Source organism: Variovorax sp. DAIF25 (assembly GCF_050711835.1).
In the GTDB taxonomy this organism is placed as follows: Bacteria; Pseudomonadota; Gammaproteobacteria; order Burkholderiales; family Burkholderiaceae_C; genus Variovorax.
Map to the genome: position 1 here is coordinate 1,067,147 of NZ_CP136636.1, position 20,812 is coordinate 1,087,958.

Here is a 20,812-nt window from a genome sequence, read left to right on the forward strand (position 1 = left end):
GGCAGGAATGCTGGCGAGGAGTCAGGAAGGCTTCGCGCGTCGCCAGCTCGCGCTGAATCGCTGGTGGGACTTGTCCATGTGCTCGTGCATCGCGGCGCGCGCGGCCTCGGCGTCGCGCGCGGCCACCGCGTCGCGGATCGCCTCGTGCTCGGCGATGGCCGAGCGCCACGAGGACACCGTCTCGAAGTAGCCGCCCAGGCGCGTGAAGATCGGGCCCTTGCGCGAGTCCCAGAAGTTCTGCACCGTCTCGATCAGCACCGCGTTGCCGCTGGCGCCGACGATCGCGAGGTGGAAGGCGCGGTCGCCCTCGAGCGGCATCACCGTGCGGTCGGCCAGTTCGCGCATGACCTCGATGGCGCGCGTCATCGCGTCGACGTCCTTGCGCTTGCCCATCTGCGCCGCGATGGCCGCGGTCTCGCCCTCGATCACGCGGCGCGCGCGGATCAGCTCGAGCGGCCCCCACTCGGTGGGCGCCACCGGCGCGCTCGCGCGGTGCGAGCGGTCGAGCACGTACACGCCCGAGCCGGTGCGCACCTCGACCCAGCCTTCGACCTCGAGCGCGATCAGCGCCTCGCGCACCGAGGGACGGCTCACGCCCAGTTGCTTGGCCAGGTCGCGCTCGGCCGGCAGGCGCGCGCCCACGGCGAACTCGCCCTGGCCGATCAGCGCACGCAGCTGGTCGGCGATCTGGCGATAGAGGCGTTGGGGTTCGACGGTCTGCAGCGGCACGGAGAAGAGAAGGCGAGCGGGTTTAAGGGTTGTCCTGAATTGGACAAGTGGTAAGGCCAATTCAGAATACGATGCGCGGCCCGTGCCACCCATCGGGCCAAACCCGAATCGGAGACACCATGAGATTGAAGGGAAAGACCGCGCTCGTCACCGCGGCCGGCCAGGGCATCGGCCATGCGAGCGTGCTCGCGCTCGCGGCCGAGGGCGCGCAGGTCTGGGCCACCGACGTCAACGCGCAGCTGCTCGAGCGCCACGCCGGCGTGCCCAACGTCACGGCCGCGAAGCTCGACGTGCTCGACAAGGCCGCCATCGGCGCGCTGGTGTCGACCCTGCCGCCGCTCGACGTGCTGTTCAACTGCGCGGGCGTGGTGCACAACGGCACCATCGAGCAGGCCAGCGACGACGACCTCGCCTTCGCCTTCGCGCTCAACGTGCGCGCCCAGATGTGGACCATCCAGGCCGTGCTGCCCGGCATGCTCGCGGCGGGCCGCGGCAGCATCATCAACATGGCGAGCGTGTGCTCGAGCATGAAGGGCCTGCCCAACCGCTTCGTCTACGGCACCACCAAGGCCGCGGTGCTGGGCCTCACCAAGAGCGTGGCGGCCGACTACGTCACGCGCGGCATCCGCTGCAATGCGGTGTGCCCCGGCACGGTCGACACGCCCTCGCTGGGCGAGCGCATCAACGCCAATGCCGATCCCGAGGCCGCGCGCAAGGCCTTCGTTGCGCGCCAGCCCATGGGCCGGCTCGCGCGGGCCGAGGAGATCGCGCCCGTGGTCGTGTTCCTCGCCAGCGACGAATCCATCTTCGCCACCGGCCAGGCCTTCACGGTCGACGGCGGCATCACGATATGAACCAGCTCGACTTCGCCGGCCGCCACGCGGTGGTCACCGGCGGCGCCACCGGGCTGGGCTTCGGCATCGCGCAGCGGCTGGTCGCCTCGGGCGGCACGGTCACGCTGTGGGACCGCGACGAGGCCGCGGCCGCGCGCGCCGCCGAGTCGCTGGGCCCGGGGAAGGCGCGCGCGCTCAAGGTCGACGTCTCGCAGCAGCCCTCGGTGGCCAAGGCGGTGGCGGCCACGCTCGCGCATGCGCCGCGCATCGATGCGCTGGTCAACAGCGCCGGCATCACCGGCCCCAACGCCAAGCTCTGGGACTACCCGGTGGACGACTGGCGCCAGGTGATGGAGGTCAACGTCAATGGCGTGTTCCTGTGCTGCCGCGAGGTGGTGGGGCAGATGCGCGCGCAGGGCGGCCAGGGCCGCATCGTCAACATCGCCTCGGTGGCCGGCAAGGACGGCAATCCCAACGCCAGCGCCTACAGTGCCAGCAAGGCCGCGGTGATCGGCCTCACCAAGTCGCTCGGCAAGGAGCTCGCCGACACCGGCATCCGCGTCAACTGCGTGACGCCGGCCGCGGTCAAGACCGCGATCTTCGACCAGATGACGCCCGACCACATCGCCTTCATGCTGTCGAAGATCCCGCAGGGCCGCTTCGGCACCGTCGAGGAGGTCGCGGCGCTGGTAGGCTGGCTGTGCACCGACGACTGCTCGTTCTCGACCGGCGCGGTGTTCGACCTCTCGGGCGGCCGCTCGACCTACTGATCGCCCCTTCCCACAGAACCATCCAACCACCCAAGGAAAAGCAAGCATGAAACTCGTCCGCTACGGCAACCCCGGCAAGGAGAAGCCGGGCCTCGTCGACGCCAACGGCCAGCTGCGCGACCTGAGCGCCGTCGTCAAGGACATCGGTCCCGAGCAGCTCGGCGATGCCGCCATCGCCAAGCTGCGCAAGCTCAAGACCGACAAGCTGCCGCCGGTCAAGGGCAAGCCGCGCTACGGCAGCCCCGTGGCCCGCGTCGGCAAGTTCATCGCCATCGGCCTCAACTACGCCGACCATGCGGCCGAGTCCGGCCTGCCGGTGCCCAAGGAACCCGTGGTGTTCATGAAGGCCACGAGCTGCATCCAGGGCCCGAACGATCCCGTGATGCTGCCCAAGGGCTCGGTCAAGAGCGACTGGGAGGTCGAGCTCGGCGTGGTCATCGGCACGCGTGCGCGCTACGTCTCGCAGAGGAGCGCGCTCGACCACGTGGCCGGCTACTGCGTCATCAACGACGTCAGCGAACGCGAGTTCCAGATCGAACGCGGCGGCACCTGGGACAAGGGCAAGGGCTGCGACACCTTCGGCCCCATCGGCCCCTGGCTGGTGACGCGCGACGAGGTCGAGAACCCGCAGAAGCTCGCGATGTGGCTCGACCTCAACGGCCAGCGCGTGCAGACCGGCAGCACCAAGACCATGATCTTCAGCGTGGCGAAGATCGTGAGCTACGTGAGCCAGTTCATGACGCTGGAACCCGGCGACGTGATCACCACCGGCACCCCGCCCGGCGTGGGCATGGGCATGAAGCCGCCGCTGTTCCTCAAGAAGGGCGACGTGATGGCGCTCGGCATCGAGGGCCTGGGCGAACAGCGCCAGGAAGTGGTGCCCTTCAAGCTCTGAGCCAGGCGGCCGCGGCCGCCCGGCTCCCCTTTTTCTGGATTGACGAACGGCCCCCGCGGGGGCCGTTTTTCGTTTCCGCGCGCCTTTAAATGTCCCATTGACAGAACATTGAAACTGCAAAAACATCGCCTGCATGTCGCAGATGCCCTTGCCCAAGTACCACCAGATCTACCTGGTGCTGCGGGAGCAGTTGCATGAGGGCCGCTTCGCCGCCGACGGGCTGCCGGGCGAGCTCGCGCTCATGCAGCAGTTCGGCGTGGCGCGCGTCACGGTGCGGCGCGCGCTCGAGCAGCTCGCCGCCGAAGGGCTGATCTCGCGCACGCCGGGCCGCCGCACGCGGCCCATCGGCCCGGTCGCGGGCGAGGCACCGACCGCGCCGGCCAGCGAGCGCGCCAACCTGCGCGGCCTGCTCGAGAACCTCGTCACCATGGGCCTGCACACCTCGGTCAAGGTGCTCGAGGTCGCGACCATCACGGCCTCCTCGCAGGTGGCCGAGGCGCTGCAGCTGCAGCTCGGCGACCCGGTGCAGAAGGCGGTGCGCGTGCGTTCCACGCGCGAAGGCCCGCTCTCGCACATCACCACCTACGTGCCCGACACGATCGCGCGCCGCTTCGGCCGCCGCGAGCTCTCGAAGAAGCCGATCCTGGTGCTGCTCGAGGAGTCGGGCGTGAAGGTGGGCCGGGCCCACCAGACCATCTCCGCGCGCCTGGCCGACAACGTGCTCGCGCAGCACCTCGACGTCTCGGTCGGCTCGGCCCTGCTCGCGGTGCGCCGCCTGATCTACGACGAAGCCGAGCGCCCGGTGCAGTGGCTGCACGGCTTCTACCGCCCCGACCGCTACACCTACGAGATGCAACTGTCCCGCGTCGGCAGCATCGACGCCAAGGTCTGGGTCAGCCGGGACGTGTCGGCCAAGTTCAACTGAAGACAAAGAAAAGGAAACGCCCCATGCAGACCCGTCGCCGCTTCGTTTCGCAGTCCGCCACCCTGGCCTCCGCGCTCGCCTTCCCGCTGATCGGCGGGGCCCAACCCAAGCCGCTGAAGGTGGGCGTGCTGCACCCGGTGACGGGCGCGCTCGCGTACTCGGGCCAGCAGTGCCGGCTCGGCGCGCAGCTCGCGATCGAGGACATCAATGCCGCGGGCGGCATCAAGTCGCTCGGCGGCGCGAAGCTCGAGGCCCTGCTGGGCGACGCGCAGTCGCAGCCGCAGGCGGGCGCGGCCGAGGTCGAGAAGATGAACGAGGCCGGCGTCAGCGCCATCGTCGGCGCCTACGCCTCGGCGATCTGCCTGGCCACCACGCAGGCCGCGGCCAAGTACAACCTGCCGCACGTGGTCGACGTGGGCGTGGCCGACCAGATCGTCGAGCGCGGCCTGAAGAACACCTTCCGCTTCGGCCCCGGCTACCGCAAGTCGACCGAGGTCGCGATGGCCAACCTGCTGGTGCTCAACAAGGCCGCGGGCAACCCGGCCAAGACCGTGATGGTGATCCACGAGGAGTCGCTGTTCGGCGCCGGCACCGCGCAGCTGCTGGCGCGCGAGCTGCCGGGCTACGGCTTCGAGGTCAAGGAGGTGGTGAAGCACGCCAATCCCACGCGCGACTTCAACAACATCGTGCTGCGCATGAAGTCGATCAACCCCGACATCGTGATCCCGGCCAACTACTACAACGAGTACGCGCTGCTGGTGCGCACCATGCAGCAGCAGAAGGTGGTGCCCAAGGCGATCTTCTCGGTGCTCGGCGGCGCGGCCTCGAGCTACAAGTTCGTGAAGGAGTTTCCCGACGCGGCCAACGGCATCATCGACTGCAACCACTGGTTCAATCCCAGGGACAAGCGCGCGCAGGAACTGCGCAAGCGCGTCGAGGCCAAGGGCCAGTTCTTCAGCTACGAGGTCTTCATGACCTATGCCTCGATGTGGCTGCTGGCCGATGCGCTGGAGCGCGCCAGGTCGGGCGAGCGCGCCGCGATCGTCGATGCGCTCGAGAAGAGCACCTTCTCGAACCACTTCATGCCCTATGGCCCCACCAAGTTCGTCAATGGCCAGAACGAGGGCGCGCAGCCGCTGATGACGCAGGTGGTGAAGAACGACATCAAGGTCATCATCCCGCGCGACTACCGCGAGGTGGAGCCGCTGTTCCCGCTGAAGGCATGAGCGTGAGAAAAGTGATCCCCTGGGGCTCCTGCAGCCGTCGATCAGGCGCGGAGCCCGGCATGCGGTGCGGGGCGGGCGATCCCCTCTGCGCCGCCGAGGAGCGCAGCGTTTCGCGGATCAGGGCTCGCAGCTATCTGAGCGAAGCGAGTTCTGCGAGACCCCGCGAAACGCGAGCACCGCAGGGCAGCCGCGAAGCGGCCGGCGCAGTGGGGTCGCTCGACCCGCACCGCATGCCGGGCGGTCTCCAAAACGAGAGCACGTTCCCAAAATGCTAGACCCCAGCATCCTCTTCCCCTCGGTGCTCAACGGCCTCACGACAGGCGCCGTCTACGCACTGATCGCGCTGGGCCTCACGCTGATCTACGGCGTGCTGCACATCATCAACTTCGCGCACGGCGCCTGCCTGATGGTGGCGCTGTACGCGGTGTACTTCCTCAAGGAGCGGCTGGGCATCGATCCCTACCTCGCGCTGCCCGTGGTGGTGCTGGGCATGTTCGCGCTCGGCTATGCGCTGCAGCGCGTGGTGATCAACCGCGCGGGCCACGGCAAGGACGAGAACATCCTGCTCGCCACGCTCGGCATCGCGATCGTGATGGAGAACCTCGCGCTGCTGTTCTTCAAGTCCGACACGCGCAACATCGACACCGCCTATTCGCTGAGCACCGTGGCCATCGGCCCCGCGATGATCGCCGTGCCCAAGCTGGTGGCCTTCGCGGGCGCGCTCGTGGTCTCGGGCATCCTGTTCTGGATCATGGGCCGCACCGACCTCGGCCGCGCCATCCGCGCCGTCGCCAAGGAGAAGGAGGGCGCCAAGCTCATGGGCATCGACGTCGACCATGTCTACGCCATGAGCTTCGGCATCGGCCTGGCCTGTCTCGGCGCGGCCGCCTGCTTCCTGCTGCCGGCCTACTACGTCAACCCGCAGGTGGGCGGCGGCTTCGTGCTCGTGGCCTTCACCATCGTCGTGCTCGGCGGCATGGGCAGCTTCGTCGGCGCGCTGATCGGCGGCTTCCTGGTCGGCGTGGTGGAGTCGCTCGGCGGCCTCTACCTCGGCGAATCGCTGGGACAGATCGGCATCTTCGCGATCTTCATCGGCGTGGTGCTGTTCCGGCCGCAGGGCATGTTCGGAGCCAAGGCATGAGCGCCGCAAAGCAACTCGCGGGCATCGCGCTGTTCGCGGTATTGGTGGCGTGCGTGCCGCTGGTCACGACCTCGGGCGTCACGCTCAACTTCGTGATGATGGCGCTCTACGCCACGCTGATCGCGCAGGCCTGGAACATCCTCGGTGGCTTCGGCGGCCAGTTCTCGTTCGGCCATGCGCTGTTCTTCGGCACCGGCGCCTACATCCAGGCCATCGCGCAGCTGCAGGGCGGCATCAATGCCTGGATCGCGCTGCCGCTGGCCATCGCCGGTGCCGCGCTGGTGGGCCTGTTCATTGGCGCGCTGAGCTTCCGTTACGGCCTCAAGGGCTCGTACTTCGCGCTGGTCACGCTGGCCTTCGCCGAGGTGTTCCGCATCCTCGCGCTGTCGGTCGACTTCACGGGCGGTGGCGTCGGGCTCATGGTGCCGCTGCGCGAGTCGGTCGCCAACCTGCAGTTCGCCACGCGCGCCGGCTACCTGTGGGTGGTGCTCGCGATGGTCGTGGTGGCGCTGCTCGTCACCTGCTGGCTGCGCAACGGCCGCTTCGGCGCCTACCTGCAGGCGGTGCGCGACAACGAGGACGCGGCGCGCGCCGTCGGCGTCGACCCCTTCCGAGTCAAGCTCGCGGCCATCGGTCTGTCGGCCGCCTTCATGGGCGCGGCCGGTGCCTTCTACGTGCAGGTGTTCCAGTACATCGATGCCGGCATCGCCTATGGCGCGGGCGTGTCGGTCGAGGCGCTGGTGGCGGCCATCGTCGGCGGCATGGGCACGGTGTGGGGCCCGGTGCTCGGCGCGGTGGTGCTACACCTGCTGTCGGACTTCACGCGCAACCTGTTCGGAGAGCTGCCGGGCATCAACATGGTGATCTACGGCACCGTGCTCGTGCTGATCGTGATCTTCGTGCCGCGCGGCATCGCGGGCATCGGCCAGTCGGTGCGGCAGCTCTGGAGCGCGAAGGGAGGCCGCGATGAGTGACTCTTCCCTGCTGTTGCTCGAGGGCGTCTCGCGCTCCTTCGGCGGGCTCAAGGCGGTGCAGAACGTGAGCCTCGCCGTGCGCGAGGGCAGCCTCAGCGCACTGATCGGACCGAACGGCGCGGGCAAGACCACGCTGTTCGCGCTGATGTCGGGCTTCCTCAAGCCCGACGCCGGCAGCGTGCGCTTCGCGGGCCAGGACATCACCGGCCGCGAGCCGCACCGCAATGCCGCGCTCGGCATGACCCGCACCTTCCAGATCGTGAAGCCCTTCGCCGCGCAGACCGTGCGCGAGAACATCGCGGTCGGCGCCCACCTGCACCTGCACGGCCGCACCGAGGCGCTGCGCGAGGCCGAGGCCGTGGCGCAGCGCGTGGGCCTCGCGCCGCAGCTCGACAAGCCCGCCTCCGACCTCACCGTGGCCGGCCGCAAGCGCCTCGAGCTCGCGCGCGCGCTCGCCACCCGGCCGCGCCTGCTGCTGCTCGACGAGGTGCTGGCCGGCCTCAACCCGCAGGAGATCGCCGAGATGATGCCGGTGGTGCGCGGCATCGCCGCGAGCGGCGTGACCGTGCTGATGATCGAACACGTGATGCAGGCCGTGATGAACCTCGCCGAGCATGTCTGGGTGCTGGCGCAGGGCCAACTGATCGCCGAGGGCAGCCCGGCGCAGGTGACCTCCGACGACCGGGTGGTCGAGGCCTACCTGGGCCATGGCACCGCGGCACGGCTGCGCAAGGCCGCAACGGGAGCCGCCGTATGAGCGCACTGCTGGAAATCGAAGGCCTGCGCGGCGGCTATGGCCGCGTCGAGGTGCTGCGTGGCGTCGACCTGAAGGTGAACGCCGGCGAGATGGTCGCGCTGCTCGGCAGCAACGGCGCGGGTAAGTCCACGCTCAACAAGATGGTCTGCGGCCTCTGCCCGGCCTGGGGCGGCACGGTGCGCTTCGATGGCAAGGACCTGAGCGGCGCGCACTACCGCGACGTCGTCAAGGCCGGCCTGATCCAGGTGCCCGAGGGCCGCAAGGTGTTTCCCAACCTCAGCGTGCGCGAGAACCTCGAGCTCGGCTCGTTCACGCGGGCGCGCGAGCGCCGGGCGCAGAACCTCGAGAAATCGTTCGCGCTGTTCCCGCGCCTGCGCGAGCGCATGGACCAGCATGCCGGCACCATGAGCGGCGGCGAGCAGCAGATGCTGGCCATCGCGCGCGGGCTGATGGCCGAGCCGGTGCTGCTGATCCTCGACGAGCCTTCGCTGGGCCTCTCGCCGCTGCTGGTCGAGGAGATGTTCACGCTGATCCGCGAACTGCGCGACGGCGGCCTGGCCGTGCTGCTGGTCGAGCAGAACGTCGGCCAGTCGCTCGAGATCGCCGACCGCGCCTACGTGCTCGAGAACGGCAGCGTGCGCTTCTCGGGCCTGCCCGGCGAGCTGCTCGTGAGCGACGAACTGCGGCGCGCCTACCTGGGACTTTGAGGCGCGCGTTCCCCCCACGATCTTCCGGAGAACAACACATGAAAAGACGCGACATCCTCCTCTCGTCGCTGGCCGCCGCATGGGCCGGCCACAGCCTGGCGCAGATCGGCGGCGCGCCTGTGCGCATCCTGGTCGGCGCGCCCGCGGGCGGCTCCACCGACACGCTGGCGCGCTCGCTGGCCGTGAGCATGGGCCCGGCGCTGGGCCGCAACGTCATCGTCGAGAACAAGCCCGGCGCGGGCGGCAACATCGCGGCCGATGCCGTGGCCAAGGCCGCGCCCGACGGCAACACGCTGCTGATGAGCTTCACCAGCCATGCGATCAACGCCACGCTCTATCCGAGCCTGCCCTTCGATCCGGTGAAGGACTTCACCGCGCTCACTTGCGTCGCGACCTCGCCCTCGATCCTGGTCGCCCATCCCTCGGTGCCCGCGAAGGACGTGCGCGAGCTGATCGCGCTCGCCAAGGCCAAGCCGGGCCAGCTCAACTTCGCGATCGGCGCCGTGGGCTCGTCGCTGCACATGGCGGGCGAGGCCTTCAAGATGCAGTCGGGCGTGGACATCGTGAACATCCCCTACAAGGGCACCTCGCCTGCCGTGCAGGACGTGCTCGCGGGCCAGGTGCAGCTGATGTTCGCGGCCGTGGGCAACGTCAAGGCCCACATCCAGGCCGGCAAGCTCAAGGCGCTGGGCGTGACCACGGCGAAGCGGCTGCCGGCCTTCCCCGAGGTGCCGGCCATCGCCGAGGCGTTGCCCGGCTACGAATCGAGCGCCTGGTTCGGCCTGTTCGGCCCCGCGCGCATGCCCGCCGAGCGGATCAAGCAGATCGGCGATGCCGCGCGCCATGCGCTGCAGCAGGCCGACATGCGCCAGCGCCTCGAGATCGAGGGCGCGATCCCGGTCGGCAATTCGAGCGAGCAGTTCTCGGCCTTCGTGCAGAGCGAGATCGTGCGCTGGGCCAAGGTGGTCAAGTTCTCGGGAGCCAAGCCCGAATGACCTCGACGGCTTCAGCACAGACCCTGGCGCAAAAGCTCATCGCGCGCGCCAGCGGCCGCGAGCGGGTGGCGGTGGGCGAGATCGTGACCTGCGGCGTCGATCTCGCGATGTTCCACGACTCCTCGGGACCGCGCCGCCTGCAGCCCATGCTCGAGGAGCTCGGTGCGCAGATCTGGGACCGCTCGCGCGTGGTGCTCGTGATGGACCACTACGTGCCCGAGCGCGACGACGACTCGCGCCGCATCGTGCGCATCGCGCGCGACTGGGCGCGCGATCAGAAGCTGCCGCACGTCTACGACAGCCAGGGCATCTGCCACGTGGTGGTGCCGCAGCACGGCCACATCCGCCCCGGCATGCTGTGCGTGGGCGGCGACTCGCACTCGCCCACGGGCGGTGCCTTCGGCGCCTACATGTTCGGCGTCGGCAGCACCGAGATGCTCGGCGTGGTGGTCACCGGCGAGATCTGGCTGCGCGTGCCCGAGACCCTGCGCATGTGGTGGGACGGCGCGCTGCCCGCGGGCGTGACCGCCAAGGACATGATGCTGCACATGATCGGCCGCTTCGGCATGAACGGCGGCCGCTACCAGGCCGTGGAGTTCGCGGGGCCGGCGGTGGTCGCGCTGTCGATGCAGGAGCGCATGACGCTCTCGAACATGAGCGCCGAGCTCGGCGCGCAGGCCGGGCTGATCGCGCCCGATGCCACCACGGCCGCGTGCCTGGCCGGAGCCGGCGCGCCGCCGGTCGACATGGCGCCGTGGTTCACCGACGCCGATGCGGCGCTCACGGACCACCGCTTCGATGCCGCCACGCTCGAACCCCACGTGGCCGCGCCGCACAGCCCGGCCAATGCGCATGGCGTGAGCCGCTTCGTCGGCACCCCGGTCGACGTGGCCTACATCGGCGCCTGCACCGGCGCCAAGCTCGACGACCTGCGCGCCGCCGCGCAGGTGCTGCGCGGCCACAAGGTCGCGAACGGCATCCGCCTGATCGTGGCGCCCGCGAGCCTGCGCGACCAGGAGCAGGCGCGCGAGGAGGGCGTGCTGCAGGTGCTGATGGAGGCCGGCGCCGAGCTGTTCCCCACCGCCTGCGGCGCCTGCTCGGGCTATGGCGATCCGATGGGCGACGACATCACCGTCATCTCGACCACCGCGCGCAACTTCAAGGGCCGCATGGGCTCGCCGACCGCGCAGGTCTACCTGGGCTCGCCTTACACGGTGGCCGCCGCCGCGCTGCGCGGCTGCGTGACCGATCCGCGCGAGGTGCTGGCATGAGTGGTCATGACCTGCACTGTCTGCACCGTGTCTGGCGCCTGGGCGCCGACATCGACACCGACGCGCTCGCGCCCGGCCATGCGATGAAGCATGGCATCGAGCGCATCGCGCAGCACTGCCTCGAAGCCATCCGCCCCGAGTTCGCGCGCGAGGTTCGCTCGGGCGACGTGATCGTGGCCGGCCCCAACTTCGGCATCGGATCCTCGCGCGAGCAGGCCGCGGCCGTGCTGGTGCAGCTGGGCGTGGCCGCGGTGATCGCGCCCTCGTACAGCGGGCTCTTCTTCCGCAATGCGTTCAACGTCGGCCTGCTGCTGTTGACCTGCGCCGAGGCCGAGTCGCTGCACGACGGCGAACAGATCGCGCTCGACATCGGCACGCCCGCGCTGCGCGGCGCCGACGGGCGCACGCTGGCCTGCGAGCCCGTGCCGGGCTTCCTGACCGAGATGGTCGAGGCCGGCGGCTTGCTGCCGCTGCTGCGCCGTCGCATGGCGGCGAAGAAGGAAGCCGATGCCGTCTGACATCGATCCGCAACGCGAGGTGCTGCAGGCCGTGGTGGCGCTGCATGCGGCGCGGCCGGCCGATGCCGAAGCCGCCTCGCAGGCGCGCCGGCTGCTCGTCGACACGGTCGGCTGCGCGCTCGCGGGCCGGCAGGCAGGCGAGGTGCGCCGGCTCGAGGCCGCGCTCGCCGCCTGCGAACCCGGCGGCTTCGCCTTTCCCGCCGGCCCGTCGCTGGCCGTGCAGGCGGCCGCGCAGGTCATCGCCATGGCCGCGACCTGGGACGAGGCCTGCGAAGGCCATGCGCTCGCGCACGGCCGGCCCGGCGTGCCGCTGGTGGCGGCGCTGCTGCCGCTCGCATTGCGGCGCGACGCCAGCCTCGGCGACTTCGTCGATGCCTTCGTGCTCGGCTACGAGGTCGGCGCGCGCTGCGGCGCCTGGCTGCGCATCCGCCCCGGCATGCACGTCGATGCCAACTGGCCCGCGCTCGGCGTGGCGGCGGGCGCGGCGCGGCTGCTGGGCCTGTCGCCCGAGGCCATCGTGCAGGCCATCGACATCGCGGCCTGCCAGCTCGCCACCAGCCTCTACCTGCCGGTGGCGCAGGGCCGCACCGCCCGCAACACCTACCTGGGACACAGCGCTTCGCTGGGGCTGCAGGCGGCCTTCGCGAGCGCGGCCGGCATCGACGCGCCCGAGGGGGCGCTGGCCCACTACGCGGCGAACCATGCGGCGGCCGCCGCGCAGCCCCTGCCCGATGCGTCGACGCTGCTGCTGCGCGACGCCTACCTCAAGCCCTTCGCGGCTGTGCGCCACGTGCACTACGGCGCGACCGCCGCGCGCGCCATCCGCGAACGGCTGGGCGGCGACACCACGGGCATCCGACGCATCGTGCTCACGGTCTACGAGGAAGCGATCGTCTATTGCGGCAACCGCGCGCCGCGCACGCCGATCCAGGCGCAGTTCAGCCTGAGCTTCGGCCTCGCGGCGATGCTGCGCTTCGGCGATGTCGACCCCTCGGTGTATGCCGCGCCGCGCTTCGACGACGCCGAGCTGCGCCGGCTCGAGGCGCTGGTCGAGCTCGAGGTCGACGCCGGTCTCACGGCGCGCCGCGAGCGCGGCGCCACGCTCGCGCTGACGCACGACGGCGGCACGCACGAAGAGACCGTGACCACTATCGCGGGCGACGCCCAGAACCCGCTGGACCGCGCGGCCTTGCTCGCCAAGTTCAAGCACTACGTCGCGCAGTCCGTCGCGCCGGCGCGCGCCCAGGCCTTCTGCGACGGCGTGCTCGACGCGCCCGCCGGCACCGCGCTCGGAGCGCTGTGGCAACGGCTCTGACCCGATTCCTCTTCACCACCTTCACGCCCCACCCACCATGAAACTCCTGCGCTACCTCGCCAGCACGCTGCTCGTGTGCCTGCCGCTCGTCGCCGCCGCCCAGGCCGGCGGCTTTCCCGACAAGGCGATCCGCATCGTCGTGCCCTTCCCGCCGGGCGGTGCCACCGATGCCGCGGCGCGACTGGTCGCGGTGAAGATGAGCGAGCACTGGGGCCAGCCCGTGGTGGTCGACAACCGCGCGGGCGCGGGCGGCAACGTGGGCTCTGACCTCGTGGCCAAGGCGCCGGCCGACGGCTACACGCTGGTGATGGGCGTGACCGGCTCGCATGCCATCAACACCTCGCTCTACAGCAGGATGCCCTACGACCCGGTGGCCGACTTCGTCGCCATCAGCCAGGTGGCCGTGGTGCCCAACGTGCTGGTGGTGCATCCCTCGGTGCCCGCGAAGAACCTGGCCGAGCTGGTCGCGCTCGCGAAGAAGGAGCCCGGCAAGCTCAACTACGCATCGCTGGGCAACGGCACGGCCGCGCACCTGGGCATGGAGATGCTCAAGGCCGAGGCCGGCGTCGACATCACGCACGTGCCCTACAAGGGCAGCGCGCCCGCGGTGTCCGACCTGCTGGCCGGCCAGGTGCAGATGATGGTCGACGGGCTGCCCTCGGCGCTGCCGCACGTCAAGGCCGGCAAGCTGCGCGCGATCGCGCTCACCAGCCTGCGCCGCTCGCCTTCGCTGCCCGATCTGCCGACCATCGCCGAGAGCTACCCGGGCTTCTATGCCGATGCCTGGTCGGGCCTGTTCGCGCCCAAGGGCACGCCGCAGCCGGTGGTCGACAAGCTCTCGGCCGAGGTGCAGCGCGTCCTCAAGTTGCCCGAGGTGCGCGAGAAGCTGGCCGCGCTGGGCGCCGAGCCGGTGGGTTCCACGCAGGCGGAATTCGCCGCCCACGTGAAAAAGGAAATCGACAAGTGGGCCAAGGTCGTCAAGACCAGCGGCGCAAAAGTTGACTGACCCCCAGGCTTGCCCACTTCGTGTGGCCGCCAACCCCCTTCCAGGGGGCAATACCTGCGGCCCGGCAAAGCCGGTTCCGCGGTATTTCCCGAAGAGAGCCGCATCGACATGGAGATCCGAATGAACGACACACTCGACCCCGTCACGCTCGCCGTGCTGCGCGGCCGCCTCGAGCAGGTGGCCGACGAGATGGACGCCACGCTCTACCGCAGCGCGTTCAATCCCATCATCGCCGAGGCGCACGACGCCTGCCACGGCCTGTACGACGCGACCAGCGGCGACACGCTGGTGCAGGGCAAGTCGGGCCTGCCGGTGTTCGTCGGCGCCATGGCCTTCGCCGTGCGCGCCACCGTCGCCGCGGCCGAGCCGCGCGGCGGCATGAAGGACGGCGACATCTGGATCAGCAACGATGCCTACGACGGCGGCACGCACGCCAACGACTTCAAGCTCGTCAAGCCCTTCTTCCGCCACGGCAAGCTCTACTGCCACATGGCCTCGGCCGCGCACTGGCACGACGTGGGCGGCGCGGTGCCCGGCAACTACAACCCCGCGGCCACCGAGTGCTGGCAGGAGGCGGTGCAGATCCCGCCGGTGCGCATCGTGCGCGACGGCAAGCTCGATGCCGACGTGCTCGCGATCCTGCAGGCCAACACGCGCCTGCCCGACAGCCTCTGGGGCGACCTCAACGGCCAGCTCGCGGCGCTCGAGCTCGGCGCCAAGCGGCTGAACGGCCTGCTCGACGAGTACGGCGACGACCTGGTGCTGAACGCGCTCGGCGAGCTGCGCGGCCGCGCGCTGCGGTTGATGCGCTCGCACATCGCCTCGCTGCCCGACGGCCGCTACAGCTTCGAGGACCTGCTCGACAACGACGGCATCGTGAACGAGCCGCTGACCATCGCGCTCGACATGACGGTGGCCGGCGACCGGCTGCTGCTCGACTTCTCGCGCACCTCGGCGCAATGCGCGGGGCCGGTCAACATCTCGCGCGCCACGGCCGTGGCGGCCTGCTACGTCGCGCTCAAGCATCTGTTCCCCGACGTGCCCGCCAATGCCGGCGTGCTCGACGCGGTGGATTTCCTGATTCCCGACAAGCTGGTGATCAGCGCCGAGCGGCCACGCCCGGTCGGCGGCTACACCGAGACCATCCTGCGCATGATCGACGTGATCTTCAGCGCCGCCGCGCAGGCCGATCCCACGCGCGCCGTCGCGCAGGCCTACGGCACCATCAACGCGCTGTCGATCGCGGGCCACCGCAGCGACAAGGGCCGCGAGGGCCAGCGCTGGGTGATGTTCAGCTTCTTCGGCGGCGGCCATGGCGGCCACTCGGGCGGCGACGGGCTCTCGCATGGCAATGCGCCGATCTCGACCGCGACCATTCCGCCGCTGGAGATCCTCGAGGCGGCCTACCCGGTGCGCTTCACCGAATGGTCGCTGCGCGCCGATTCGGGCGGCGACGGCCGGCACCGTGGCGGCCTCGGCGCCGTCTACGAGATCGAGCTGCTCGAGCAGGACGCCGAGGTCTTCGTGTTCGGCGAGCGCGGCACCTCGCCGCCCAAGGGCATCGCGGGCGGCGGCGCGGGCGCGGTCAACGTGTTCCGCTACGAGAACGCGGGCGAATGGCACGTGCCGCCGATGGTCTCGAAGATGCGCGGCATCCGGCTCGAGCGCGGCGAGCGCGTGCGGCTCGAGACGCCGGGCGGCGGCGGGTGGGGCGAGGCCGCCGAGCGGCCCGCGGCGCAGCGCGCGGCCGACCGCGCGATGGGCTATGTGACGACCGGCAACGACAAGAACGACAAGGACGAGGCATCCGAATGAGCTCCCCTGGCAACTCCCGCAATTCCCTGGTCGTCGGCGTCGACGTCGGCGGCACCTTCACCGACCTGTTCGTGCTCGACGAGGCGAACGGCACGGCGCGCATCGTCAAGGTGCCGTCCACGCGCGGCGAGGAAGCGCGCGGCTTCATGAACGGCGTGGCACGCGTGGCCGATTCGGCCGCGGCCATCGCCACCATCGTGCACGGCACCACCGTCGGCACCAATGCGCTGCTCGAGCGCAAGGTGGCGCGCACCGGCATCATCACCACGCGCGGCTTCCGCGACGTGCTCGAGATGCGCCGCCGCGACCGGCCCCAGACCTGGGGCCTGCGCGGCAGCTTCCTGCCCGTGGTGCCGCGCGACCTGCGCCGCGAGGTCGACGAGCGCGTGCTGGCCGACGGCACCTTGCACACGCCGGTCGATCTCGACCAGGTGCGCGCCGAGGCGCGCGCGCTGCTCGAGGCCGGCTGCGAGGCGGTCTGCGTGTTCTTCATCAACACCTACGCCAACCCGGCGAACGAGCGGCTCGCGGTCGCGGCGGTGCGCGAGCTCTGGCCGAATCCGCACGTCACCTCGGCCAGCGAGGTGCTGCCCGAGATCCGCGAGTTCGAGCGCTGCTCGACCGCCACGCTCAATGCCGCGCTGCAGCCGGTGGTGGGCAGCTACCTCGGCCGGCTCGAGTCGGACCTGCGCGCGCAGGGCTTCGCGGGCGAACTGCTGGTGGTGCAGAGCAACGGCGGCGTGATGTCGCGCCAGACCGCGAGCGACCTGCCGGTGCGCACCGCGCTGTCGGGCCCGGCGGCCGGCGTGATCGCCTGCGCGGCCATCGCGCGCGCGGCCGGCTTCCCGAACGCGATCACCGGCGACATGGGCGGCACCTCGTTCGACGTCTCGCTGGTGGCCAACGGCGAGGCCGCGCTGGCGGCGCAGACCGCGATCGAGTTCGGCATGGTGATCCGCTCGCCGATGATCCAGATCGAGACCATCGGCGCGGGCGGCGGCTCGATCGCCTCGGTGGATGCGAGCGGCATGCTGCAGGTGGGCCCCGAGTCGGCCGGCAGCGTGCCGGGCCCGGCCTGCTACGGGCGCGGCAACATGCGCCCGACCGTGACCGATGCCAACGTGCTGCTGGGCCGCATCGCGGCCGACCGGCCGCTGGGCGGCGGTTTGCTCGCGGCGCTCGACGGCGAGAAGTCGCGCCAGGCCATCGAGGAACACGTTGCGCGCCCGCTGGGCCTGGACGTGCACGCGGCCGCCGAGGCCATCCTCACGGTGGCCAATGCGCGCATGGCCGGCGCCATTCGCCTGGTGTCGATCGAGCGCGGCCACGATCCGCGCCGCTTCGCCTACATGCCCTTCGGCGGCGGCGGCGCGCTGCACGTGTGCGCGATGATGCGCGAGGTCGGCGTGGCCACCGGCATCGTGCCGCGCTATCCCGGCGTGACCTCGGCGCTGGGCTGCGTGATCGCCGACATGCGCCACGACGCGGTGCAGACGCTCAACAAGCCGCTGGCCGAACTCGACGTGGCGGAGGTCCAGCGCCGCATCGACGAGCTGTCCGCGAGCTGCCAGCAGCGCCTCGACTCCTCGGGCGTGCGCTTCGACGAGGTGCGCGAGGTGATCGCGCTCGACATGCTCTACGCGGGCCAGACCCACACGCTGCCCGTGGTGCTGGGCAGCGCGCCGCTCACGGCCGCGGCCATCCGCGCCGCCTTCGAGGCCAGCTACACGGCCGCCTTCGGCCGCGTGCTCGAGGGCATCGCGATCCGCGTGATGAACCTGCGCTATGCGCGCATCGGCGTGCGGCCCAAGTTCGACCTCAAGGTGCTCGCGCCCGAGGGGCAGGGCAGCACCGCGCCGCTGGGCACGCAGCGCGTGTTCCACGACGGCCGCTGGCACGAGGCGCAACGCTATGCGCGCCTGGAGCTACCGGTGGCCGCGCGCATCGAGGGACCCGCGATCCTCGAGCAGGCCGACACCACCGTGTGGCTCGAACCCGGCTTCCATGCCGAGGTCGATGCGCACGGCAACCTTCTCGTGAGGCTGTCATGAGCGAAGCCAGGCAACCGATCGCGGCACGCACCGCGCTGGTCATCATCGACCTGCAGAACGACTTCCTCGATGCCCGGGGCGCCTATGCGCGCGGCGGCGATACCAACCCGCCGGCGCTGCTGCTGCCGGCGCGCGTGGCCGCGGTGGCGCGCGCGCTCAAGGCCGCGGGCGGCATGGTGGTGGCGAGCCAGTTCACGCTGTGGCCCGATGCCTCGGGCGAGCCGATGGTGTCGCCGCACCTGAAGGCGCTGCGCCCGTACCTCGCCAAGGGCGACTTCGCGCCCGGCAGCTGGGGCCAGGCCAATGTCGACGCGCTGGCCGGGCTGGTCGACGTGAACGTGAGCAAGGTCGCGTACTCGGCCTTCTTCAACACCCAGCTCGACTGGGTGCTGCGCCGCGCGGGCATCGACACGGTGGCGGTCTGCGGCATCGTCACCAACGGCGGCGTCGCGAGCACGGTGCGCGATGCGCACATGCGCGACTACCGCACGCTGGTGCTGGCCGACGGCTGCGCGGCCTTCGGCGAGGAGCGCCACCAGACCTCGCTGGCCGACATGCGCAACGTGGCCGAGGTGACGGACTGCGCGGCCTTCGCCGCGTCGCTCGCATGAGTTCGAACCCGTCGCGACCAGTGCGCCGCGCGGCGTCGGTCGAGGCCGAGGTGCGCGTGCCAGTGGCGATCGTCGGCGGCGGCGCCTGCGGGCTCACGGCCGCGCTGATGCTGGCCGATGCCGGCGTGGATTGCGTGGTGCTCGAGCGCGATGCGCTGCCCAGCGGATCGACCGCGCTGTCCTCGGGCTTCATCCCCGCGCCCGGCACGCTCGCGCAACGCGCGCACGGTGTGCTCGACGACAGCGCCGAGCGCTTCGCCGCCGACATCCAGGCCAAGGCCCATGGCCGCGCGGCGCCCGCGCTGGTCGCGGCCTATGCGGGCGCCATCGGCCCGGCGCTCGATGCGCTGCAGGCGCGGCACGGGCTGCGGTGGCTGCTGCTCGATGGCTTCCTCTATCCGGGCCATGGCGTGCACCGCATGCATGCGCTCGAACAGAAGACCGGCGCCGCGCTGATGGCGGCGCTGCAGTCGGCCGCCGAGGCGGCCGGCATTCCGGTGCTGACGCAGGCGCTGGTCGACACGCTGGTGCTCGATGATGGCGACCGCGTGGTCGGCGTCGAGTACGCGCGCCCCGACGGCAGCCGCGAGACGCTGGGCTGCGATGCGCTGCTGCTGGCCTGCAACGGTTTCGGCGGCAATGCGCGGATGGTGCGCACGCTGCTGCCCGAGATGGCCGAGGCCGCGTTCGGCGGCCACGTGGGCAACGACGGCAGCGCGATCCTCTGGGGCGAGGCGCTGGGCGCGCGGCTGCGCGACCTCGGCGGCTACCAGGGCCATGGCTCCTGGGTCACGCCGCAGGGCGCGCTGATGTCCTGGGCCGTGATGATGGAAGGCGGCGTGCAGCTCAACTGCGAGGGCCGGCGCTTCCATGACGAGACCCAGGGCTACTCGGAAGCCGCGGTGCATGTGCTCGCACAGCCGGGCGGCATCGCCTGGAACGTGTTCGACGCGCCACTGCTCGCGCTGGCGCGCGGCTTTCCCGACTTCTGCGAGGCCGAGGCGGCGGGTGCCGTGCGGCGCTGCGAGTCGGTGGCCGCGCTCGCCGACTGCATCGGCTGCGAGGCCGCGGTGCTGCAGGCCACGCTCGACGCGATGCGTACCGGCACGCCCATGCCCGACGGCCGCGTGTTCGCGCGCGGACTCGACGCACCGTACTTCGCGGTCAAGGTCACGGGCGCGTTGTTCCACACCCAGGGCGGCCTCGACACCGCGCCCGACATGCGTGTGCTGCGCCACGACGGCACGCCCTTTCACAACCTGCTGGCCGCGGGCGGCGCGGCGGGCGGCGTGTCGGGCGACGCGGTCTGGGGCTATCTCTCCGGCAACGGCCTGCTGAGCGCCGTGGCCGGCGGCTACATCGCGGCGCGCACGCTCGCCGCACGCAACCCAACCAGGAACCACTCCGCATGACGAATCCTTCCTTCAAGACCCGGCTCGCGCGCAACGACATCGTGCTCGCCCCCGGCGTGTACGACGCGCTCAGCGCACTGGTGGCCGAGCAGGCCGGCTTCGAGGCCCTGTACCTCTCGGGCGCCTCCATCGCCTACACGCGGCTCGGCCGCTCCGACGTCGGCCTCACGACCTTCACCGAGGTGGCCGACACGCTGGCGCGCATCACCGAGCGCGTGCGCGTGCCGGTGATCGTCGATGCCGACACCGGCTTCGGCAACGCGCTCAACACCCAGCGTACCGTGCGCGGCTTCGAGCGCGCGGGCGCGGCCATGGTGCAGATCGAGGACCAGACCTTTCCCAAGCGCTGCGGCCACCTCGACGGCAAGGCCGTGGTGTCCGAGCGCGAGATGGTCGGCAAGCTCAAGGCCGCGCTCGATGCACGCAGCTCGAGCGAGACCCTGATCCTCGCGCGCACCGACGCGGTGGCGGTCGAGGGCATGGAGGCCGCGCTCGACCGCGCCGAGGCCTATCTCGCCTGCGGCGTGGACGCGCTTTTCATCGAGGCGCTGCGTTCACCCGAGCAGATGGACGCGGCCTGCCGGCGCTTCGGCGACCGCGTGCCGCTGCTGGCCAACATGGTCGAAGGCGGCAAGACGCCGATCGAGGATGCCGATGCATTGCAGCGGCATGGCTTTCGCATCGCGATCTTCCCGGGGGGCACGGCGCGCGCCGTGACGCACACGCTGCAGGGCTACTACGCGAGCCTGCACCGCCACCGCACCACGCAGCCGTGGCGGCCGCAGATGCTGGACTTCGATGCGCTCAACGCGGTGATCGGCACGCCCGAGCTGATGCTCGAAGGACAGAAGTACGAGTAGG

General features: G+C 70.9%; 20 protein-coding genes. 19 read left to right on the forward strand and 1 reads right to left on the reverse strand.

Annotated elements, in window-relative coordinates; genetic code table 11:
• Positions 1–21: 21 nt before the first annotated feature.
• Positions 22–729, reverse strand: coding sequence for a FadR/GntR family transcriptional regulator (locus tag R0232_RS04815; protein WP_093353965.1), 708 nt, complete (start codon positions 727–729; stop codon positions 22–24).
• A 119-nt stretch (positions 730–848) separates the two neighbouring features.
• On the opposite strand from R0232_RS04815, the gene R0232_RS04820 reads away from it, so the two are divergent.
• The 19 genes from R0232_RS04820 (at position 849) to R0232_RS04910 (ending at position 20,811) form a co-directional block, all read left to right on the forward strand.
• A complete protein-coding gene (locus tag R0232_RS04820; RefSeq protein WP_431511392.1) occupies positions 849–1,583 on the forward strand; it encodes an SDR family oxidoreductase in 735 nt (244 codons plus the stop codon).
• On the forward strand, positions 1,580–2,332 hold the full coding sequence (locus tag R0232_RS04825) for an SDR family NAD(P)-dependent oxidoreductase (RefSeq protein WP_431511393.1): 753 nt from the start codon (positions 1,580–1,582) through the stop codon (positions 2,330–2,332). The genes R0232_RS04820 and R0232_RS04825 overlap by 4 nt, the downstream gene beginning before the upstream one ends.
• A gap of 46 nt (positions 2,333–2,378) precedes the next feature.
• On the forward strand, positions 2,379–3,227 hold the full coding sequence (locus R0232_RS04830; protein ID WP_431511394.1) for a fumarylacetoacetate hydrolase family protein: 849 nt from the start codon (positions 2,379–2,381) through the stop codon (positions 3,225–3,227).
• Between the two features lie 142 nt (positions 3,228–3,369).
• Positions 3,370–4,152, forward strand: coding sequence for a GntR family transcriptional regulator (locus R0232_RS04835; protein ID WP_093354113.1), 783 nt, complete (start codon positions 3,370–3,372; stop codon positions 4,150–4,152).
• Positions 4,153–4,175: 23 nt separating this feature from the next.
• Positions 4,176–5,378 (forward strand): ABC transporter substrate-binding protein, encoded by a 1,203-nt coding sequence (locus R0232_RS04840; RefSeq protein ID WP_261215011.1) that lies wholly within the window; start codon positions 4,176–4,178, stop codon positions 5,376–5,378.
• Between the two features lie 268 nt (positions 5,379–5,646).
• The gene (locus R0232_RS04845) at positions 5,647–6,519 is read left to right on the forward strand and encodes a branched-chain amino acid ABC transporter permease (RefSeq protein ID WP_203204273.1); all 873 of its coding nucleotides are present in this window, start codon (positions 5,647–5,649) and stop codon (positions 6,517–6,519) included.
• Positions 6,516–7,493, forward strand: coding sequence for a branched-chain amino acid ABC transporter permease (locus R0232_RS04850; RefSeq protein ID WP_431511395.1), 978 nt, complete (start codon positions 6,516–6,518; stop codon positions 7,491–7,493). The genes R0232_RS04845 and R0232_RS04850 overlap by 4 nt, the downstream gene beginning before the upstream one ends.
• The gene (locus R0232_RS04855; protein ID WP_431511396.1) at positions 7,486–8,250 is read left to right on the forward strand and encodes an ABC transporter ATP-binding protein; all 765 of its coding nucleotides are present in this window, start codon (positions 7,486–7,488) and stop codon (positions 8,248–8,250) included. Before R0232_RS04850 ends, R0232_RS04855 begins: the two co-directional genes overlap by 8 nt.
• Positions 8,247–8,957, forward strand: a complete 711-nt coding sequence (locus tag R0232_RS04860) for an ABC transporter ATP-binding protein (RefSeq protein ID WP_093353985.1) — start codon at positions 8,247–8,249, stop codon at positions 8,955–8,957. The genes R0232_RS04855 and R0232_RS04860 overlap by 4 nt, the downstream gene beginning before the upstream one ends.
• A gap of 38 nt (positions 8,958–8,995) precedes the next feature.
• Entirely contained in the window at positions 8,996–9,952 is a 957-nt protein-coding gene (locus R0232_RS04865; RefSeq protein ID WP_057590950.1) for a tripartite tricarboxylate transporter substrate binding protein, read from the forward strand.
• Positions 9,949–11,223 (forward strand): 3-isopropylmalate dehydratase large subunit, encoded by a 1,275-nt coding sequence (locus R0232_RS04870; protein ID WP_431511397.1) that lies wholly within the window; start codon positions 9,949–9,951, stop codon positions 11,221–11,223. Before R0232_RS04865 ends, R0232_RS04870 begins: the two co-directional genes overlap by 4 nt.
• Positions 11,220–11,741: a 3-isopropylmalate dehydratase gene (locus R0232_RS04875; RefSeq protein WP_431511398.1), complete on the forward strand. Its 522-nt coding sequence runs from the start codon at positions 11,220–11,222 to the stop codon at positions 11,739–11,741. The genes R0232_RS04870 and R0232_RS04875 overlap by 4 nt, the downstream gene beginning before the upstream one ends.
• The gene (locus R0232_RS04880) at positions 11,731–13,056 is read left to right on the forward strand and encodes an MmgE/PrpD family protein (protein ID WP_431511399.1); all 1,326 of its coding nucleotides are present in this window, start codon (positions 11,731–11,733) and stop codon (positions 13,054–13,056) included. The genes R0232_RS04875 and R0232_RS04880 overlap by 11 nt, the downstream gene beginning before the upstream one ends.
• Before the next feature lie 37 nt (positions 13,057–13,093).
• Positions 13,094–14,062 (forward strand): Bug family tripartite tricarboxylate transporter substrate binding protein, encoded by a 969-nt coding sequence (locus tag R0232_RS04885; RefSeq protein WP_431511400.1) that lies wholly within the window; start codon positions 13,094–13,096, stop codon positions 14,060–14,062.
• A 120-nt stretch (positions 14,063–14,182) separates the two neighbouring features.
• Positions 14,183–15,877: a hydantoinase B/oxoprolinase family protein gene (locus R0232_RS04890; RefSeq protein WP_431511401.1), complete on the forward strand. Its 1,695-nt coding sequence runs from the start codon at positions 14,183–14,185 to the stop codon at positions 15,875–15,877.
• The gene (locus R0232_RS04895) at positions 15,874–17,928 is read left to right on the forward strand and encodes a hydantoinase/oxoprolinase family protein (protein WP_431511402.1); all 2,055 of its coding nucleotides are present in this window, start codon (positions 15,874–15,876) and stop codon (positions 17,926–17,928) included. Before R0232_RS04890 ends, R0232_RS04895 begins: the two co-directional genes overlap by 4 nt.
• Positions 17,925–18,539, forward strand: coding sequence for a cysteine hydrolase family protein (locus R0232_RS04900; RefSeq protein ID WP_296776886.1), 615 nt, complete (start codon positions 17,925–17,927; stop codon positions 18,537–18,539). Before R0232_RS04895 ends, R0232_RS04900 begins: the two co-directional genes overlap by 4 nt.
• Entirely contained in the window at positions 18,536–19,951 is a 1,416-nt protein-coding gene (locus tag R0232_RS04905; RefSeq protein ID WP_431511403.1) for an FAD-dependent oxidoreductase, read from the forward strand. Before R0232_RS04900 ends, R0232_RS04905 begins: the two co-directional genes overlap by 4 nt.
• Entirely contained in the window at positions 19,948–20,811 is an 864-nt protein-coding gene (locus tag R0232_RS04910) for an isocitrate lyase/PEP mutase family protein (protein ID WP_093354010.1), read from the forward strand. Before R0232_RS04905 ends, R0232_RS04910 begins: the two co-directional genes overlap by 4 nt.
• Position 20,812: the final 1 nt, after the last annotated feature.

Coding starts and splice junctions, on each gene's coding strand:
- R0232_RS04820 (WP_431511392.1), top strand. CDS start 849: ATGAGATTGAAGGGAAAGACCGCGCTCGTCACCGCGGCCGGCCAGGGC.
- R0232_RS04825 (WP_431511393.1), top strand. CDS start 1,580: ATGAACCAGCTCGACTTCGCCGGCCGCCACGCGGTGGTCACCGGCGGC.
- R0232_RS04830 (WP_431511394.1), top strand. CDS start 2,379: ATGAAACTCGTCCGCTACGGCAACCCCGGCAAGGAGAAGCCGGGCCTC.
- R0232_RS04835 (WP_093354113.1), top strand. CDS start 3,370: ATGCCCTTGCCCAAGTACCACCAGATCTACCTGGTGCTGCGGGAGCAG.
- R0232_RS04840 (WP_261215011.1), top strand. CDS start 4,176: ATGCAGACCCGTCGCCGCTTCGTTTCGCAGTCCGCCACCCTGGCCTCC.
- R0232_RS04845 (WP_203204273.1), top strand. CDS start 5,647: ATGCTAGACCCCAGCATCCTCTTCCCCTCGGTGCTCAACGGCCTCACG.
- R0232_RS04850 (WP_431511395.1), top strand. CDS start 6,516: ATGAGCGCCGCAAAGCAACTCGCGGGCATCGCGCTGTTCGCGGTATTG.
- R0232_RS04855 (WP_431511396.1), top strand. CDS start 7,486: ATGAGTGACTCTTCCCTGCTGTTGCTCGAGGGCGTCTCGCGCTCCTTC.
- R0232_RS04860 (WP_093353985.1), top strand. CDS start 8,247: ATGAGCGCACTGCTGGAAATCGAAGGCCTGCGCGGCGGCTATGGCCGC.
- R0232_RS04865 (WP_057590950.1), top strand. CDS start 8,996: ATGAAAAGACGCGACATCCTCCTCTCGTCGCTGGCCGCCGCATGGGCC.
- R0232_RS04870 (WP_431511397.1), top strand. CDS start 9,949: ATGACCTCGACGGCTTCAGCACAGACCCTGGCGCAAAAGCTCATCGCG.
- R0232_RS04875 (WP_431511398.1), top strand. CDS start 11,220: ATGAGTGGTCATGACCTGCACTGTCTGCACCGTGTCTGGCGCCTGGGC.
- R0232_RS04880 (WP_431511399.1), top strand. CDS start 11,731: ATGCCGTCTGACATCGATCCGCAACGCGAGGTGCTGCAGGCCGTGGTG.
- R0232_RS04885 (WP_431511400.1), top strand. CDS start 13,094: ATGAAACTCCTGCGCTACCTCGCCAGCACGCTGCTCGTGTGCCTGCCG.
- R0232_RS04890 (WP_431511401.1), top strand. CDS start 14,183: ATGAACGACACACTCGACCCCGTCACGCTCGCCGTGCTGCGCGGCCGC.
- R0232_RS04895 (WP_431511402.1), top strand. CDS start 15,874: ATGAGCTCCCCTGGCAACTCCCGCAATTCCCTGGTCGTCGGCGTCGAC.
- R0232_RS04900 (WP_296776886.1), top strand. CDS start 17,925: ATGAGCGAAGCCAGGCAACCGATCGCGGCACGCACCGCGCTGGTCATC.
- R0232_RS04905 (WP_431511403.1), top strand. CDS start 18,536: ATGAGTTCGAACCCGTCGCGACCAGTGCGCCGCGCGGCGTCGGTCGAG.
- R0232_RS04910 (WP_093354010.1), top strand. CDS start 19,948: ATGACGAATCCTTCCTTCAAGACCCGGCTCGCGCGCAACGACATCGTG.